Annotated in this window: 6 protein-coding genes; all 6 read left to right on the top strand. The window is 42.1% G+C overall.

The genetic code is table 11. From position 1 onward, the window contains the following. Positions 1–119: 119 nt before the first annotated feature. The 6 genes from ABE504_RS08715 (at position 120) to ABE504_RS08690 (ending at position 18105) form a co-directional block, all read left to right on the top strand. Complete coding sequence (locus ABE504_RS08715; protein ID WP_430087186.1) at positions 120–6044, top strand: glycosyl hydrolase family 95 catalytic domain-containing protein; 5925 nt, start codon at positions 120–122, stop codon at positions 6042–6044. 131 nt (positions 6045–6175) lie between these two features. Continuing rightward, positions 6176–7714 (top strand): sulfatase family protein, encoded by a 1539-nt coding sequence (locus ABE504_RS08710; RefSeq protein ID WP_430087184.1) that lies wholly within the window; start codon positions 6176–6178, stop codon positions 7712–7714. Between the two features lie 416 nt (positions 7715–8130). Further along, the gene (sigK, locus tag ABE504_RS08705) at positions 8131–8685 is read left to right on the top strand and encodes an RNA polymerase sporulation sigma factor SigK (protein ID WP_430087182.1); all 555 of its coding nucleotides are present in this window, start codon (positions 8131–8133) and stop codon (positions 8683–8685) included. A gap of 260 nt (positions 8686–8945) precedes the next feature. After that, positions 8946–9503 carry a hypothetical protein gene (locus ABE504_RS08700; protein ID WP_430087179.1) on the top strand — a complete coding sequence of 186 codons (558 nt, stop codon included), beginning with the start codon at positions 8946–8948 and terminating at the stop codon, positions 9501–9503. Positions 9504–9970: 467 nt separating this feature from the next. Further along, positions 9971–12808, top strand: coding sequence for a S8 family serine peptidase (locus ABE504_RS08695; protein WP_430087176.1), 2838 nt, complete (start codon positions 9971–9973; stop codon positions 12806–12808). A gap of 68 nt (positions 12809–12876) precedes the next feature. Continuing rightward, positions 12877–18105 (top strand): RHS repeat-associated core domain-containing protein, encoded by a 5229-nt coding sequence (locus ABE504_RS08690; RefSeq protein WP_430087173.1) that lies wholly within the window; start codon positions 12877–12879, stop codon positions 18103–18105. The last annotated feature ends 4 nt before the right edge of the window (positions 18106–18109 follow it).

Genomic DNA, 18109 nt, shown 5'->3' with positions numbered 1-18109 from the left:
AAGTAACAGTTGCGGGGAAACGAGGAGTCGCTTCATTCGATACAACGCCTGTAAAGCGGCAAGTGCTCGAAGATGGCGACTCTTTCGTTGGTTACCAATTATAAGGAGGAATGAGATGGATGAAAAAAATGAAGTCTTTCCTATCGAGTATGTTAAGCATCACCGTTCTATCCTCCACGTGCTTGCTCGGAGCTGCGGCGACAGCAGCGGCTGATGAGGCGCCACAGGCTTCATTTGGGGGAGCGCCGACATTAACAACCCGCGGCATCCACTCAAGTGTACCTGCAACGCAATGGCAAGATGGCATGATCAGCGGCAACGGGGTGATAGGTGTTATTGATTACGGAGATCCGTTAAGCGGAAAATATATCTACCAGAATACTAAATTCAACATGCCGAATGCAGGCGTGAGGGAGGCCCCTGATCTTAGCGGTGTTCTTCCAACTGTGCGAAATTCAATCATGGCTGAAGATGGAAAGTCTGCGTACCAGACATCGTTATCGGCGGCAACATCGTGGTTGCGTCAATACTCGGGCAATGGCAACGCGAACTGGGGTGTGGTTTGGAGCTATCCCTACCATCCGGGTTACCAGTCTAATATAAGAGTTACTTCTAGCGGAGCAACTACGAATTATGATAGATGGACGAATTATGAGACGGGTGAAACTGGGGTGGGGTGGCATGATGATAACGGTGATTGGACAAGGAAAACTTTTGTCTCCAGAGCAGATAATGTCATTGTCACCTATATGGAAAAGCCGACAGGGGCATCAAATTTCAATGCTTCCGTAAGTATAGATGCTGCCTCATTGCTTAACTTTGGCGCTACAGGGATGACGTTAAATAAAGTCGTTTCTCCCGACGGGGATTATTTAGCGCTTAAGGGCAAATATCCCGCTTATGCGAATTCACCTCTTCAAAATGGCGGATATGCGGGCGTTACTAAAATTGTCACGGATGGAAGCAAGACCGTTTCTAATGAAACCGTTACGATACAAGGAGCAAGCCAGATTGTTTTACTTACTACGCTCGATCGTCAAGAAACCGGCTTTCAGCTGACGGATAACACGTTAGTCAATCAACTGCTTACGGATATGAATGCAGTAGCCAATAAATACACAGCCAGTGGCAAATTCAATTATGGGCAAGCGCTTGCCCCACATGCTGCTATTCATGGAGAAATGATGAATAGGGTGTCATTGAATTTGAATGTTGATCCTAATGATCTCGGGTTAACCACGGAACAACTGATTGCTAGGCAAAATGCCAATCGCATGGAGCTCGACAATACATTAGTTCAAAGAATGTTTGATTCTGGACGTTATGCGTATATTTCGTCAAGCGGATATAACCCTCCGCGTCTTGTGGGAATGTGGACGGGGGATTTCGCACCTGCCTGGAGCGGAGATTTTACAACGAATGCCAATCTAAATCTGCAGATTGCTGGAGGAAATATCGGGAATACGCCTGAAGCCATGGAGGGGTACATTAATCTAATTATGCGGCAAATGGACGATTGGGAGTTGAATGCTGAGCGCATTTATGGTATTCAGAATGCGATTCTGGCTCCGCCTAAAACCGATGGCGACGGTGGCGCAACGACTCATTTTACCGCGGACGGTACATACCCAGGAGAGTATTGGAATTCTGGTGCAAGCTGGCTGCTTCTTCCTGTGTACGAATATTATCTGACTTATGGCAATCAAGCCGTTCCTAATGGGAAAGGGCAAAAAGTACCGATACTTGATATCCTTTATGAAACGCTGACGAAACTAGGCAATTTCTATGAAGGCTTTTTAACGAATGACTATGTGGATAGTCAAGGAAAGTATATTTTCGTTCCATCCTTTTCACCTGAGAATGCGCCGTCAAATCGGAATTCTCCACTTCAATCCAACGCTACTATGGATATTGCAGCTGCCAAAGATGGCCTCAAGATGTTAATTCATGTCGCACAAGTAACGGGACATGCTAGCGATGTGCCGAAGTGGCAAGCTTTATTGAGCAAGCTGCCGGCGTATATGTACAATTCGGACGGGGCCATTAAAGAATGGGCGTCGGCCGGACTTAATGACAATAACAACCATCGCCACATTAGTCATTTGTATCCTGCATGGCCTTCATTAGAATCCAATGAAACAAACAATTTCCAGCTAACACAAGGCATTATTAATGCATTGGATGACCGATTATCAGGTGGGTCCGAAGCTCATGGTTTTCTACATAGAGCTCTTGTAGGGGCAAGGATTCATAGCGGACAAGAAGTAGCTGGAGCTCTATTGCCGTTATTTACAAATAACTATATATTTCGTGGATTAATGACGTCACATAATAGTAATCTCGAATTCTATAACACGGATGCTTTGATCACCATTCCGGCTATTCTCATGGAAGCATTGGCTTATTCGGATTCACAATCTATTAATTTGCTTCCTGCAGTTCCTGAGCACTTTTCCAGTGGTGAGGTTAAAGGACTTAGAGCCAGAAACCAAACGACAATCAAGGAGTTGAGTTGGGATTTAACCAATCGCACGGTGACTGCCGTATTAAACTCAGAAATTAATCAAAATATAAAAATTTCCAATCAATTTGGAATTGGGAGCATCCAAGTCACTGGAGCTGTAGTTTCTATCGTCCCTGATCAAGTGAATGCGCGCTCTCTCGCTTTGCAGGCACATCAAGATACGACGGTAACCATCACTTGGCCCGCTTTACAACGCAATAATCAAGTATTGACGAGTGAAGCAACGGGTAAAATGCTGCAAATTAGCGATGCATCGATACTGGAAGGCGCTGATCTAGTTCAAGGGAACTTTATTAAGGACGATTCACAACTTTGGAAAGTAGTTTCAAAAGATGCTGCCTATTCTTCCATTATCAATGTCAAATCGAATAAAGCGCTCGACATAAGTGGAGGTTCTACAGATGACGCAGCTATTTTCACATTGTGGGATATTACGGGAACAAACAATCAATTATGGGCTATAACCAATGTTAGCGATGGATATGTGACCATTACGAATAAAAATTCCGGGAAGCTTTTAACTTCTACCTCTTCCAAAGAAGACGCAGCCGTGCAACAAAGAGCGGTAAATCTTGCAGACAATCAATTATGGAAGTTGGTTGATGCAGGAAACGGTTCGGTTAAAATTTTGAATAAGGCAACAAATTTTGTATTGAAAGTGAAGGATCGCTCTGCAAGCAATAATGCTATCATTGTTCAAGGGGGAATGTTTAAAGCAAAATCCCATCAGGAATGGAATCTTGAGGCTACAGGAGCTAAGGATGTTTATAAGATTACCAATGTCAATAGCGGTAAAGTACTTGAGATCCAATCGTCCCCTGGTGATTTACAATCTAACGTACAGCAAGGAAGTTGGGAAAACGGAGATTACCAGAAGTGGAAGATTGATTCACTCGGCAACGGCTACTACAAGTTGACCAACGTCCAGAGCGGGGCAGCGCTGCAAGTAAGTCAGTTATCACTTGGAGACAACACGCCGATCAATCAGGGGACATGGTCGGATAATACGTTGCAAAAGTGGAGTATTGACAGCGAGTTCGTTGACAGACCGGTTCCTGAATTTCCAAGTGCGTCTTGGGGCGGTGCAACGGAGCTTGCAGTTGGAAACAATATGGATCAGCAACTAGTCCTATCCGATTTCAATGAACAAATTAAGAGAATGGAAAGCATCGTTTCGTTTAATCCGAATCATCTTGAAGTATCGTCTGTTGATTCTAATGTTGCCGGACTTGGTGTCACCTTACAATCGCTCGCACCAGGCAAGGTTCGTGTCGTACTTGAAGGGGCGGTTGCGCAGCCAGTTTCTTCAGGAGGAAATGTATGGACACTTCATATGCATAGTAAGGTAACATCTGATGCCAAAACGGATATAACTGTTTCAAATATCCAAATTACGACGCAAGATGGTAATCAACTAGCTGTATACGGAAGTACCGCAAGAATAAATCTGTATGCGCTCGTAGGCAGTATTCAAGTGACCGAGATCAGCGGGAAGAATGCGGTTAGTGTTGATAAAGAGAAACTTCAAATGACTGCTGAGGCTGCTCCTCTAAATGCAAGAGACAGAACGTTTACGTGGTCGGTTGTTAACGTGGATGGCGCACAGACGAATAAAGCATCTATTAATGCTACCGGTTTACTCTCGACACTTCGTAATGGTCAAGTGAAAGTCGTAGCGACAGCCAATGACGGTTCTGGTGTCAAAGGTGAGTATGCAGTCACGATTTCTAACCAGTCGCCTGCATTGAACGGGCAAGTATTCGGCACTTCCCCAGCTTACGCGGCTTGCCCAACTTGTACATTCGACAAAGTGTATGATGGAGATACAGCCACATATTTCGATGCGAACAACGGAAATGATCAATACGCAGGAATCGACTTGGGCGAGGGTAACGCGAAGGCAGTGAACTTGATTCGTTTCTACCCAAGATCTAATACATTATTTAGGATGAACGGAGGCAAATTCCAAGGCTCGAACACATCATCATCAAGCGGATTTGTCGATCTGTATACGATTCCCGGAAATCCAGCTGCTGGCTGGAGTGAGGTTGCCATTACAGATCCTACACCGTACCGATACTTACGTTACTTGTCCCCCAACGGGGGGTATGGAAATGTGAATGAAATTGAGTTTTATGGTTCTACTGCTGCCGTGAGCAGTATTCAAGTTCATGCAGAGGGCGGAATGACAGCGATTAGCGAGGATAAAGGGAAGCTTCAAATGACGGCTGCTGTTGTACCGCAAACTGCTAGTTATACGTGGTCGGTTGTGAACATGGATGGCACGACGACGGACAATGCTTCCATAACTGATAGCGGTCTACTTACGGCACTTCAGAATGGTCAAGTGAAAGTTGTAGCGACAGCCAATGATGCTTCGGGCGTGAAGGGCGAGTGCGCGGTCACGATCTCCAACCAATCGCCTGTATTAACCGGGCAAATGTTTGGCACATCGCCGTCTTACACAGGTTGTACATCTTGCACATTCGACAAAGCTTTTGATGGAAATACCGTTACGTTTTTCGATGCTGATAGTGGCAATAATCAATATGCTGGAATCGACTTAGGAGAGGGCAACGCCAAAACGGTGAAGTGGATTCGCTTCTATCCAAGAGACACTTTCGCATTCAGAATGAGCGGTGGAAAGTTTCAAGGTTCGAACACATCATCATCAAGTGGATTTGTGGATCTGTACACGATTTCAGGGGATCCAGCAAATGGTTGGAACGAAATTACCATTACAGATTCTACACCATACCGTTACTTGCGTTACGTATCCCCAAATGGTGGTTTTGGAAATGTAAACGAGATTGAATTCTACGGTTCCTTTGCAGCTGTAAGCAGCATTCAAGTCCACGCAGAGGGCGGAATGACAGCGATTAGCGGGGATAAAGGAAAACTTCAAATGACGGCTGCGGTTGTACCTCAAAGCGCTGCCATTACGTGGTCGGTCGTGAATATGGATGGCACGACGACGGATACAGCATTCATTAATGCCAGCGGCCTACTTTCGGCACTTCAGAATGGTCAAGTGAAAGTTGTAGCGACAGCCAATGATGGTTCAGGCGTGAAAGGAGAGTATGTGATCACGATTTCCAACCAATCTCCTCCATTAACCGGGCAAATCTTTGGTACATCGCCAGCCTACTCGGGTTGCCTGACTTGCACATCCGATAAAGTGTTTGATGGTAATACAGCTACGTTTTTTGATACGGATTGCGGTAATGACCAATATGCAGGTATCGACTTGGGAGAGGGGAACGCGAAAGAGGTAACGCTGATCCGATTCTTTCCAAGAGATACGTTCGCATTTCGAATGAACGGAGGAAAATTCCAAGGATCGAATACCTCATCGACGAGTGGTTTTATTGATCTGTCTACAATTTCCGGGAATCCCATTTCTGGCTGGAATGAAGTCACCATTACAGATCCTGTTGCCTACCGTTATTTACGTTACATCTCTCCAAATGGGGGATATGGCAACGTCAATGAAATCGAGTTTTACAGTGCTAGTAATTAAATGCGAAGCTAGTACACAAACATATGCCATGTGTTGCCAAACACAACATAATGACAAGTTCTCAAAACATAGTGATATTGGAATTTTCGCAGATTCTTTATATGATTAAGATAATCAGGAGGCGATAGACAGTGAAAAAACCTAATATTCTGCTGATTACCAGCGATCAGCAGCACTGGGATACTATTGGCGCTTTTAATAAAGAAATCTCCACGCCAAATCTCAACCGTTTAGTTCGTGAGGGAACTACATTCAACCGTGCCTACTGCCCGAATCCTACATGTACGCCAACCCGGGCTTCGATCATTACCGGCATGTACCCGAGTCAGCACGGCGCCTGGACACTCGGCACCAAGCTGCTGGAAGACCGCCATGTCGTGACGGAAGATATCAGCAAAGGCGGCTACCAATCCGCACTGATCGGCAAAGCGCACTTCCAACCGCTGGGTTCTTCTGACGAATTTCCATCGTTGGAATCCTACCCGATTTTGCAAGATCTGGAATTCTGGAAAAACTATAAAGACAAGTTCTACGGCTTCGACCATGTCGAGCTAGCTCGCAATCATACGAATGAAGCGCACGTTGGCCAGCATTATGCCATTTGGATGGAAGAGAAAGGCTGCAAGAACTGGAAGGACTACTTCCTGCCGCCAACCGGCACGATGGATCGGAACTTGACGTATAAATGGCCGATCCCGGAAGAGTATCACTACAACACCTGGATTGCCGAACGTTCCAACGCGATGCTGGAGCAATACAAAGAAAACGACGAAAGCTTCTTCCTGTGGAGCTCCTTTTTCGATCCGCATCCGGAATATTTGGTGCCGGAGCCTTGGGATACGATGTACGATCCGTCCAAGCTGACCGTTCCGTCGATCACGCCAGGGGAGCATGATAAGAACCCGCCGCATTTCGGCATGACGCAGGAAGACAATCCGGACTACTCCTACTTACAGGAGCCGGAAGGCAATGGCACGCATGGCTATCATTCACACCATTACTATATCTATGGCGACAAGCACCGCATCACGGACGAGCACAAAGCGAAGCAAATGGCCGTCTACTACGGCATGATTTCCATGATGGACAAATATATCGGCAAAATCCTCGACAAGCTCGACGAACTTGGCCTTGCCGACAACACCATCGTCGTTTTTACGACGGACCACGGTCATTTCTTCGGGCAGCACGGCCTGCAAGCCAAGGGCGGCTTCCATTACGAAGACCTGATCAAAATTCCTTTCATCGCCCGCTATCCGGGACACATCCCGCAAGGCGAGCAAAGTGCAGCAATTCAGTCGTTGGTCGACCTGGCGCCAACATTCTTGTCGTTTTGCGATCTTCCGATTCCGCGAACGATGACAGGCGTGGATCAGCGCGATGTTTGGCTGGGGAACAAGGAGCAGGCGAGAGACCATGCCATTTGCGAGTTCCATCATCAGCCGACGACCATTCATCAGAAAACGTACGTCAACGAGCGCTACAAAATCACTGTCTACTACAATCAGACGTACGGCGAAATTTTCGACTTGCAGGAGGATCCCGGCGAGATCAACAATCTGTGGGATGAACCGGCCGCTGCAAGCCTCAAGACAGAGCTGCTGCTCAAGTACGTATGGGCGGAGCTTGGCAAAGAGCCGCTTCCGATGCCGCGTATTTGGGGGGCGTAATAGCAGCGATTCCTCGCTATACTTACTTAGACTCGGCCCGTTGCTGTGGGTCTCATTTTTCGCAAAGAAGACGCTGGGGGAAGATGCCCGGCGTCTTTCTTTTTGCTAGTATGAGCGTGTTTTCCGTTAGCCTTAATCTTGTGCCGCATCCATGTTCATGTAGTTAATGGCCCACAGATGAATACGGACGTTAATGCCATGTTCAAAACACCTTTTCGTCAAATTAGTTTGTGTTCATTTTATCCCGTAACCCCGATCAAGGGCTTAGATAAAATAGATCGCGAGTTATATAGCCTCTATGAAGCATTAAGATCCTCCGAGTCATGGAAGTTATCCAGGTATGACGTTGCCTATCTGGAGACGAAGGCGATGCATGAGGAAGTTATTGCGTATTTGAAGCATGGTTAGACAAATGAGTGAAGGGCATCATACTTTCGTATTTTACCTTGCTTCGTGTTCACAACGTCAAAAAATTCGATAATACGGGCGAAGATCTCGAGGATTTGATCTCGATCGGGACGATCGGTCTGATCAAAGCGATTGAATCGTTCTCCCCGAATAAAGGGACCAAACTCGCGACGTTTGCGGCGCGCTGTATTGAGAATGAAATCTTGATGCATCTACGTTCGCTGAAGAAAACGCGCAAAGACGTGTCCTTGCATGACCCGATCGGAACGGACAAAGAGGGGAATGAGATTACGCTCATCGACATCCTCGGCAGCGAAGCGGACGATGTCGTGGATGCCGTGCAACTGAAGATTGAGAAGAGTAAGATCTATAAGAATTTGGATATATTGGATGACCGCGAGAAGGAAGTTGTCGTCGGCCGGTTCGGGCTTGAGCTTGGCGGCGAGGAGCGGACGCAGCGGGAGATCGCGAAGGAGCTGGGGATCTCGCGCTCGTATGTGTCGCGGATTGAGAAAAGGGCGCTCATGAAGCTGTATCATGAGTTTTATAAGGCAAAGCGATAAAATAGAGGTGCAGTTCATAGAAAAAAAATTAAGATTGGTTATGAATAGAACTCCATGGAAATTTAAGTGGAGTTCTGTTTTTTTGTTTAGAAAAATTTCATCATTCTTCGTTGAAACTAGAGGGGGGACCGAAGAATTTATTTGAATTATTTATTTTATGTATCCAATAAAGGCAGCTTGAAAAAATCGAGAAATAGCATTGCTCTCGGAAAATAAAGTGTGTTAGTGACTACTACTACTGAGAGAGAGACTGCAACGAATTGCAGCGGCGCGGCTACCATGCTATTCATGGTGACCGTGAATTGGTTTATCAAGTAGGTCCGGAAACTGGTGCCCCGACGGTTGGCTTTAAACCCGAACACCACATTTGGCATGTTGATAAAGTAAAAGCATTGGTCGACAATCAGGATGATGCGGTAACATTTTTCTGCGGTGGTTCGCGAAATTACCTCAAATTCATTGCTCTCTTTGACGGCGTATTTGTCTTGAGGCCGACCTGGAAACCTCTCTCCGGCGGATTGATGAGCGAGTGGCGCTGGACCCAACTGACTGGGGAGGCAGACCAGAGGAACGGGAAATTAGTGCCCGAATGTATCAAACGAAAGAAGGGGTTCCCAAAAACGGGATTACAATCGATGCCACCGCACCGATCACGCACGTCGTTGACGAAATTCTCTGTCAAATCGAAGCAAATGAACACCAACGACAGTAAATCTCCTGAAAGTACCAGGCATTCTCCTCGCTGCTTTCCTGAAATACAACAGTGCCAAAAAGTTGGGCGGAAAACATGTCATTTTCCGCTCAACTTTTTATTTTAGGGACTTATTGGATAGCCCTAAATTGGTTTTGAAATTGACAATAAAGTGTTAAAGTGCCAAAACAAAGTTTCGAAGTAGAGTGATGGGCAAATTTTCTGATAAGCGGATTGTTAAAGGAGCGACTTCCATATACAGTAGTCGAGTATTTGTAACGTTAATATTTAGCCTAGAGGCATTAAAAAAATACTATTACTGCAGTAAATCAGCATTATACCTCATTGTGGGTCAGTATCCTATAATTCTAAAATTAATAATTAGGACAAAATAGGGAGCAGGTGAAACTTAGTGAATAGCTCAATTCTGAAAGTAAATAATCAATCAAAATGTTAACTATGTTGTATAGTCGTTGGTATTATAAGCTAGATGTTACATTCTATTTTCCGCGAGTTTTGTATGCAGGAATATATAGGTATATCTTGTGTGCTGCCTGCCTGTCATCTTACGCATAGAGAGGAAGTACTGTTTGTATGGTATCTAAAATAATTATAAAGTGTTGTATTGCCTCACTTTTACTTTTTTTTTCGAGTAACGTCATTCCCTATGATTACAATAAAGCAAGTGCAGCATCTAATGAGAATGAAGAGAAATCGTATTTAATACGTTTAAAACCAACATCAGACGCAAACAAATGGATGACCAAGAAAGGATTTAATCAGCAAAAGGTTAAAAAAATGAAGAAAGTGGAGAACACTTTGTTTACTAAAGTAGGCACGAAAGAATATGGTTTATTAAAAGTTGATCCAGATGTGGAATTTATCGAGGAAGACAAACGTGTAAGTATAACATCAGTAAAAGAAACTAGTAATGGTGAAACTTCAACAGAACAGACTCCTTGGGGGATAGCAGCCACACAGGCTGACTATGCACATAATAATTCGTACTTAGGCAAGGGAATTAAAATTGCAGTATTAGATACAGGTGTAATGAGTCAACATCCTGATTTGAAAATTGCTGGAGGTCAGAGTTTTATAGAAGGAAGTAAATCGTTTGAAGACGATAATGGTCATGGAACTCATGTAGCAGGAATTATTGGAGCCCAGCATAATAACATAGGTGTAGTAGGAATGGCACCTAATGCTGAAATTTATGCATTAAAGGTTTTAGATGCTACTGGATCAGGCTACTATAGTTCTGTCATCCAGGCGATAGACTGGAGTATCTCTAATGGAATGAATATTATCTCGATGAGTTTTGGTGGGAATGAGTATAGTGAGATGCTCCATCTAGCAATCCAAGAAGCCTCCACAAAATATGGAATTCTGTTCGTTGCTGCTGCAGGCAATGCTGGGTTAGGGAAAGAAACTGAGACATATCCTGCTCTGTATCCAGAAGTCATTTCTGTCGGGGCTTTAAACAGTATGAATAAGCGTTCGGACTTCTCAAGTACGGGATCAGAACTAGATATCATGGCTCCTGGCGAAAATATTTTGAGTACCGATCTGAATGGGGGGTATAGAGAACGTACAGGCACCTCTTTTTCAGTGCCGTATATAGCTGGGGCCGCTGCACTCATTTGGTCATCAGACCTGAATCTTAAGAGTGATCAGATCAAAGATAAAATACTGGTAACGCCAACTGTTTTAGGTGATGCTCATGAATATGGCAAAGGAATAGTCAACGTAATGAAGGCCCTGAATTATAGTTCAAATTCAGAAGGCAATTTTGGGTCAACAACATCGTTAAGTGTTAGTAATTTAATTTCCTCCTTGCTAAGATTGAAATCAAAAGCAATAACACAAAATAAAATCGAAATAGCAAAAGAAATTTATGATTTTTATAACGAACTGAATATAGAATATTCTAGGTTAAGTCAATTTTCACAGAATATAAATGAACAAAATAATGCTCTAGTAGATGCTGAAAATAAGGTAATCGTAGAAGAATTGAGAGCTAAATGTATCGAATTAATTAACAAATATGCCAAATCGCTAGATACACCTGCTGATCTGTCAGTTGCAGAGTACGATGTTTCCGATAAAGATAAAATGGGAAACTGGCAAACTATTTCACCTGGAGAAAGCGTTACTGTTACAGTTGCATTTCCCAAGTACCAAGGTCACGCTAATGTAAATGTTTGGACACCAGAGGGTACAACTATTGATGAAAGTTCATCTACGGATGGTTCATACCATAGTTATACATGGCATACTTCAGAATCAACCCCACCGGGTGTTTACACCATTCAAATGTACAATACTTGGGAATGGGTTAATGAATATTCTCGGTTCGATACATCCTTTACTGTTTATGTGGTTTCGGCTACAAAATCTATTTCGGAGGGAGAATCTGTTAACTTCAATATTATTCCGGAAAGCTATCAACTCTTCGAATTTACGACTAATGAAACGAAGACGGTAACTTTTGATACATTAAATGTCCCCAATGGAGATATTGATACAGTAATCTCTATTTATAATAATAATGATTTAAGACAGGAATTTGCATATAACGATGATGCCAATGGATCGCAACTATCTTCAATCAGTTTAACGTTATTTTCTAATAGCACCATTTATATAAAGGTAGAAAACAAATTTAGTTTAAATTCTATTAGTGGATACTTAAGGGTTCAGGAGACAGTTAATCAATTCACTCCTCTTGTATCTGGAGAGTTGACGAATCAGAGTTTCTCAACGCCTATAGCTAAATTATATTCCTTTACCCCGTCTATTACACAGAAGTACACCCTCATAACAGGAGAATTATGTGAATGGTGTATAAACAACACTAGTCTTTATTTATCGGATACAGCCAATTTAAATAATTACATAGCTAGTAGTAAGAGTAACTCGCTAGAATACTATGCAAGAATTGATTATGAATTGCTCGCTGGCACTACCTATTATATTGTCTTGACTGGAGATCAGAGTTTCCTGGATTTCGGATTCGCGATAACACCATTTGATGAAATTGACCCTACTGCTCCAGTGCAGTTAACTGGTACAAGGGAGGGGAGTACAGTGACTTTAAACTGGAATGACTCAACTGATAATGTGGGAGTTGTCGGTTATGATATCTATTTAGGAACTTATAAACTTAAGTCTGTTGAGAGTAATATAAAGACTTATACAGTAAAAGGACTAGAAGTGAACAATACCTATAAGTTTACGGTAAAGGCTAGAGACGCCTCATGGAACCAGTCGGATTCGAGTAATAGTTATCGTTCTGTAGTTATCGTTGGTTCATTGTCGTATGTTTACGACAAAAATGGAAGACTTGAAAAAATATTATTTTCTAATGGGAATGTGTTTGCTGATTTTAAAAGCGATAATAACGGAAATACGCAACAAATTAAGTTTCCATAGGCTCAAAATACAAATACTGCTTGTCATACTCATTTTAAATCAAATCAAATTTATAGAAGGAGAAGGAAATGAAAAAAATTCTTAATTACTTATTATTATGTTTTTTGTTGCTGCAGTCCATGTTGCCTAGTTCTGCACTCGCGGCAAGTTCATCTTATATAGAAAGTGAACAAATACTAACAATTGAATGGTTGAGCGAAAAATATAACATTTCACAAAATGAATTATTAAATGAATTAAACAAGGGCTATTCTATACAGAATTTACTTAGTGCTCTACAAAAAGAATCAAATCGGCCATTAGATGAAGTGCTGGAACAAATGTATCCTGAAATATTAGAAAAGCTTAAGAAACAAGACTATTCAATAAAATCCTCTTCGCAAGAAGACGACCTATTACAGTCTGCCGAACAGTTCAAACCGAGTGTTACAGAAAGTACTTATGTAACTAATACAGGAACAACTTCAATAACCTCAGATAAGTTTACATACGAACAGATTTTAGGTTCTCAAGTTACTAGCTCAGTATACAGCAATGTGTATGGATTAAAGGGAATTAAAGCACTATCTGCTTCACCAATTACTAATTTTCCAACAACCTATGATGATTTTGCAGTGAAACGTCTTAATATGAAAGCAGATGCTCCGTATTCCGTAGGTGGTAATGAGAATGTGTCATTGATGGATGGGTCGCTTACCTTATCAAATGTTGACATGACATTACCCGGAAGAAATGGCCTATCATTTTCATTAAACCGTCGGTATAACAGCTCCGAGGCTACTTATTACGACAAAGACGTGTTTAGTGATAATGTTTTCTCGGTAGCGTATTATCCAAAACTTTCCTCTAGACTATATTTTAAATATTCTGGGGAAAAGATTACACAATATGGTAGTGCATCAGACTTTTATTTCGAGCCTTATTACTATAGTTGGTTCTATCATTCTTTTGTACAGTATATGGGTCAGTACACTTATTGGGACTACCCTACTTCCTACTCACCAATTGAGGATTTTAATAACGAAAATCGTCGATTGTTAGAGAACGCCTGGGGGTATACAGATCCAGACAACCCTAATAGTTTGCCAATTTTCGCAAATGAAAATATTAATCTGAGTGGCGTTCCCCTGATGGCTAAGGCTTTTACTACCGGAACTGTACTCGAGTACCCAAACAGTAAAACTCCAGTCTGCTTACAGAAAGATTATTATGGTAATTGTTCTAATTATAAATATGCATTTGCAAATAAAGTTAAAGGTAGAGAAGTACAAGAAAACAGATTCCCAATCGGTAAAGGATGGAGCTGGGACATCTCGTTTATTGAAACAAAGGATAATAATAAAAAGTTTATCTCCCTTATGGGAGGCGGCACATATGAACTTGATGGCGTAAATTTAAAAGGATATCCTTGGAAGGATCTTACACTAAGCTACAATTCAACCGTTACTGTTAATAATATTCCTTCATACTATGTTCTTTCATCTATTAATGGACAGAGACAGTATTTCTCGTATGATGGTAAATTGATTCAGATATCCGATGCTTATAACAATACAATACAATTCGAATATGCGAATGTAACCCCGTACGGTGTGGTATTAACTAAAATAAAAGATGCAATTCAAAATGAGATCAACATTACATATTCAACTACGGAAGTTACCATTACTCAAGGTAGTCGTACAATTAAATATAGTAAAATAAAAGATCCACAAGGTAACAAAGAATTGTTAAGTCAAGTTACAGATCCTGCGGGTAGAAAAACATCTTACGTTTATGATATCGCTACTGTTCCTTTTGATTTAGTAGGGTACGGGCGAATGATGGATAATTATACAGCGTTATTAAAGCAAGTATTGCATCCCACAAAGGCCCGCACTGAATATACGTATACTCCTTATACGCGCAGTTTGGGACCAAGCGCAAAGGAAAATGTATACCGCGTAACAGCAAGGGAGGATAGTATTTCTTATGAAGGAAAGCCAGATGAGAAGAGCAACCATGTCGATTACTCGTATATTGGTGATGGGGGGGCAAATCAGAAGAGCACATATAGTTTTTCAACTAGTCTAAATGACGGCTTAAAAACTACCAAGTATACTTTCAAAAAGCAGTATATTAATGATGATACACCTGATATGGTTTACAATACTGAAATACTGCAGCAAGCAGGAGTAACTCAGAAGCTAACTAAACAAACATTTGATGAGGCAAGGAAGTTGCCCGAACCAATTGAAGTTAGCACAACTACATCAAATGGTACAACCACTTCACAACCATTAATTATGAAAAGGACATATGATGACTACAAAAACGTTCTTACTGAAACGAGTCCTTTAAATGTAATAACCACCTTTGTGTATGATGCAACCTCGCATTTATTAAGTACTGTGTTACACCCAATAGATGCAGATAAAAGCAGTTATTCTGAACTTATTAGGAATGAGCAAGGTAGTATTGTTCAAGCTACGGTAAAAGAAAATACATCATCAGGAGCATTGAAACAGCAGATAAATAACGCTTATGACCCTTATGGTAATTCAATTTCTAGAACGATTCGAGACGACAATCGAAACATTGTCATTAATCAAGAGTATGGAATATTGTACAATGCTGGGTTCATGACAAAACAATCTGTTAACGTTACGGATGCAAATGGCATCGTTACGACGATAGATAAAAAGGCTGAGTACAATAAATCAACAGGTGCACTAACTAAACTAATTGATGCAAAAGGGAATGAAATTTCTTATGAATACGACCCATTGGGTCGTGTTATCAAAGAAACTTTACCTGATCTCAACCAAACATTAATTGTTTACGATGATAACAATAACGGAGTAGCAGTCACAGATGTAGCAGGTCTCACTACTCATCAGCAATATAACCCATTGGGTCAAGAAACAAAGGTGACGCAGGGGCAAAATTTTACGACATTTGGCTACGATGCTTATGGACGTAGGACTTGGAGTGAGGATGCAAAGGGTCAACGAACACAGTCTGTTTATGATGCATGGGGACGGTCAACTCAAGTCATCTATCCAGATGGTTTTGGTGATAGCGTTGAATATAATGATATTAACCAGACGATGGTATCCACAGATGCAGAAGGCAACCAATTTAGGGAGACCTACGATATTATGGGGAGATTGCTTAAAAAAGAGCAATTGAAGCCTACTGGTACCAATATATTGAATAGTTATACGTATGATTATGTTGGTAATCCATTGACAATAACAGATGGTAATAACAATACAACCGCTCAGCAGTATGATGTACTTGGACGCTTAGTTGCTATAGTCGATCCTCAATTAAATAAGACAAATTATACTTACAGTTTAGGTGGAAATTTAACAGAAATTCACTATGCTGATGGGAATAAATTAATTAAACAATTCGATGAACTAGGTAAGATTATTAAGCGAACGGATTCCTCAGGTCTTACAGATTCCTATTTCTACGATGTAAATGGAAATATGATAAGACAGGTAGACCGAAAGGGACAAACTACAACATTAGCATATGATCCTAAACGCGACTATTTAAATATGAGCAAGACTTCTAATGAAACTGTTACGTACACGTATAATGCAGCAGGTCAACGGTTAAGTATGACAGATAGTACTGGAACAACTTCATATTTATATGACCTTACAACAGGGTATTTAACCAAATTAACGTACCCGGATGGAAGAACTATACAGTATCAATATGATGTACTGGGGAACCAGGAGCAAATGACGGATCCATTCGGTCTAGTCACAAAGTATAGTTATGATACTCGGAACAGACTTGCAGGCGTGAAGTCTGCAACAGATCAAGAAGTCGCTTTATATTCATACAAGAAAAACAACAGGTTGGCGTCAGTCATACATGCAAATGCATTAGTTTGGACCTATACTTATGATGGAATTAACTTAGCCGGATTAACTCAGAAGAGGCTAACCGGTAGCGAAGTGAATTCATTTAGTTATGGGTATGATGCTAATTTTAATCAGATTAGTAAAACCGAAAATGGTGTATCCAGCACATTTGCATATGACCAACTGAACCGAGTTGATGCTTCCAGCCAATTTAATGAGCAGTATAAGTATGATACTCGCGGCAACCGCCAAGCGTTGCAAAGTAGCAAGGACATCAACTTTATCGGAACCAGTTACGCCTATGATGATCGCAATCGCCTCACGGAAGTTAGCACTGATGATGGCAAGTATGTGTCTTACAGGTATAATGGAGATGGGTTGCTGTACGAGCGAACGGAGAATGGGGTAACGACGCGGTACTACTATGACAGTGGAAATATGATTGCCGAGGGTACGGTGGTAGCGAACGGAACAGCAGCACTTAAAGCGAGTTATGTTCGCGGTAACGGACTCGTTGCTCGTGAAGATGCGTCGGGAAATAAACAATATTACCAGACGAACGGTCACGGGGATGTTGTAGGACTCACGGACAGCGCAGGGAATACGCTGAATGCCTATAGCTATGATATGTGGGGCAACCCGATTACCACGAGCGAATCAGTCGAGCAGCCATTCCGTTATAGCGGAGAGTTCTGGGATAGCGCGGCCAATATGCAATATCTACGAGCTAGATGGTATGATCCAAGCGTAGGGCGATTTATCAGTGAGGACCCCCATGAAGGGCAAGTAGTTAACCCACTTTCATTAAACCTTTATACGTATGTGGAGAACAATCCGCTAAGATATGTAGACCGAACTGGAAACGCAAAAGAAGAGACTGGCCTCGGTGGCGGTGCTGGTGGGCGTGCTAGTGGTGGTATTGGTGGGGGTGGAGGAAGTAGTTCGGGTGGTACAGTTTCAAACTCTGGAGCCGCATCATCATCAGGAATAACATTTGAACAGCTTGAAGCAGAAGTAGCCGCAATAACTAGGCAGCGATATCAAGACTATAAAGAATCAGTTGGCACGAGAACGCCTAGTCTTTCCAATAGTAATCTTAAAGGAATCAATGTTAATACTGATGGATCAGTAACAGTTACTATGCGTACTAAAGTAGGAGAAGATATTAGGGTAAATTATAACAAGCAAGGGTATCCTGACTTTTCTCCCTATAAATGGAATGGTGCAGGTAAGGCGGAAGTCAAGATTGACTACACCGGAAATAGAGCAAAGGATTTTCAGGCGGCCAATAAAGAAGCTGGTTTTACATCAACTCCAAATGGTTATACATGGCATCATATGGAAGATACCCAAACGATGACACTAATTCGCACAGACGTTCATGATGCGTTTCCCCATACTGGTGGTTTTTCATTGTTTAATTCAATTCAATAGAAGG

The sequence above is a fragment of the Paenibacillus oryzisoli genome (genome assembly GCF_050467285.1).
GTDB lineage: Bacteria > Bacillota > Bacilli > Paenibacillales > NBRC-103111 > Paenibacillus_E > Paenibacillus_E oryzisoli_A.
The sequence above is the reverse complement of the archived record's forward strand: the minus strand, read 5'-3'. Positions and strand labels throughout refer to the sequence as shown.

What these genes read in the sequence shown, in the direction of transcription:
- ABE504_RS08695 (WP_430087176.1), top strand. Translation starts at nt 9,971, where the DNA reads ATGGTATCTAAAATAATTATAAAGTGTTGTATTGCCTCACTTTTACTT.
- ABE504_RS08690 (WP_430087173.1), top strand. Translation starts at nt 12,877, where the DNA reads ATGAAAAAAATTCTTAATTACTTATTATTATGTTTTTTGTTGCTGCAG.
- ABE504_RS08715 (WP_430087186.1), top strand. Translation starts at nt 120, where the DNA reads ATGAAAAAAATGAAGTCTTTCCTATCGAGTATGTTAAGCATCACCGTT.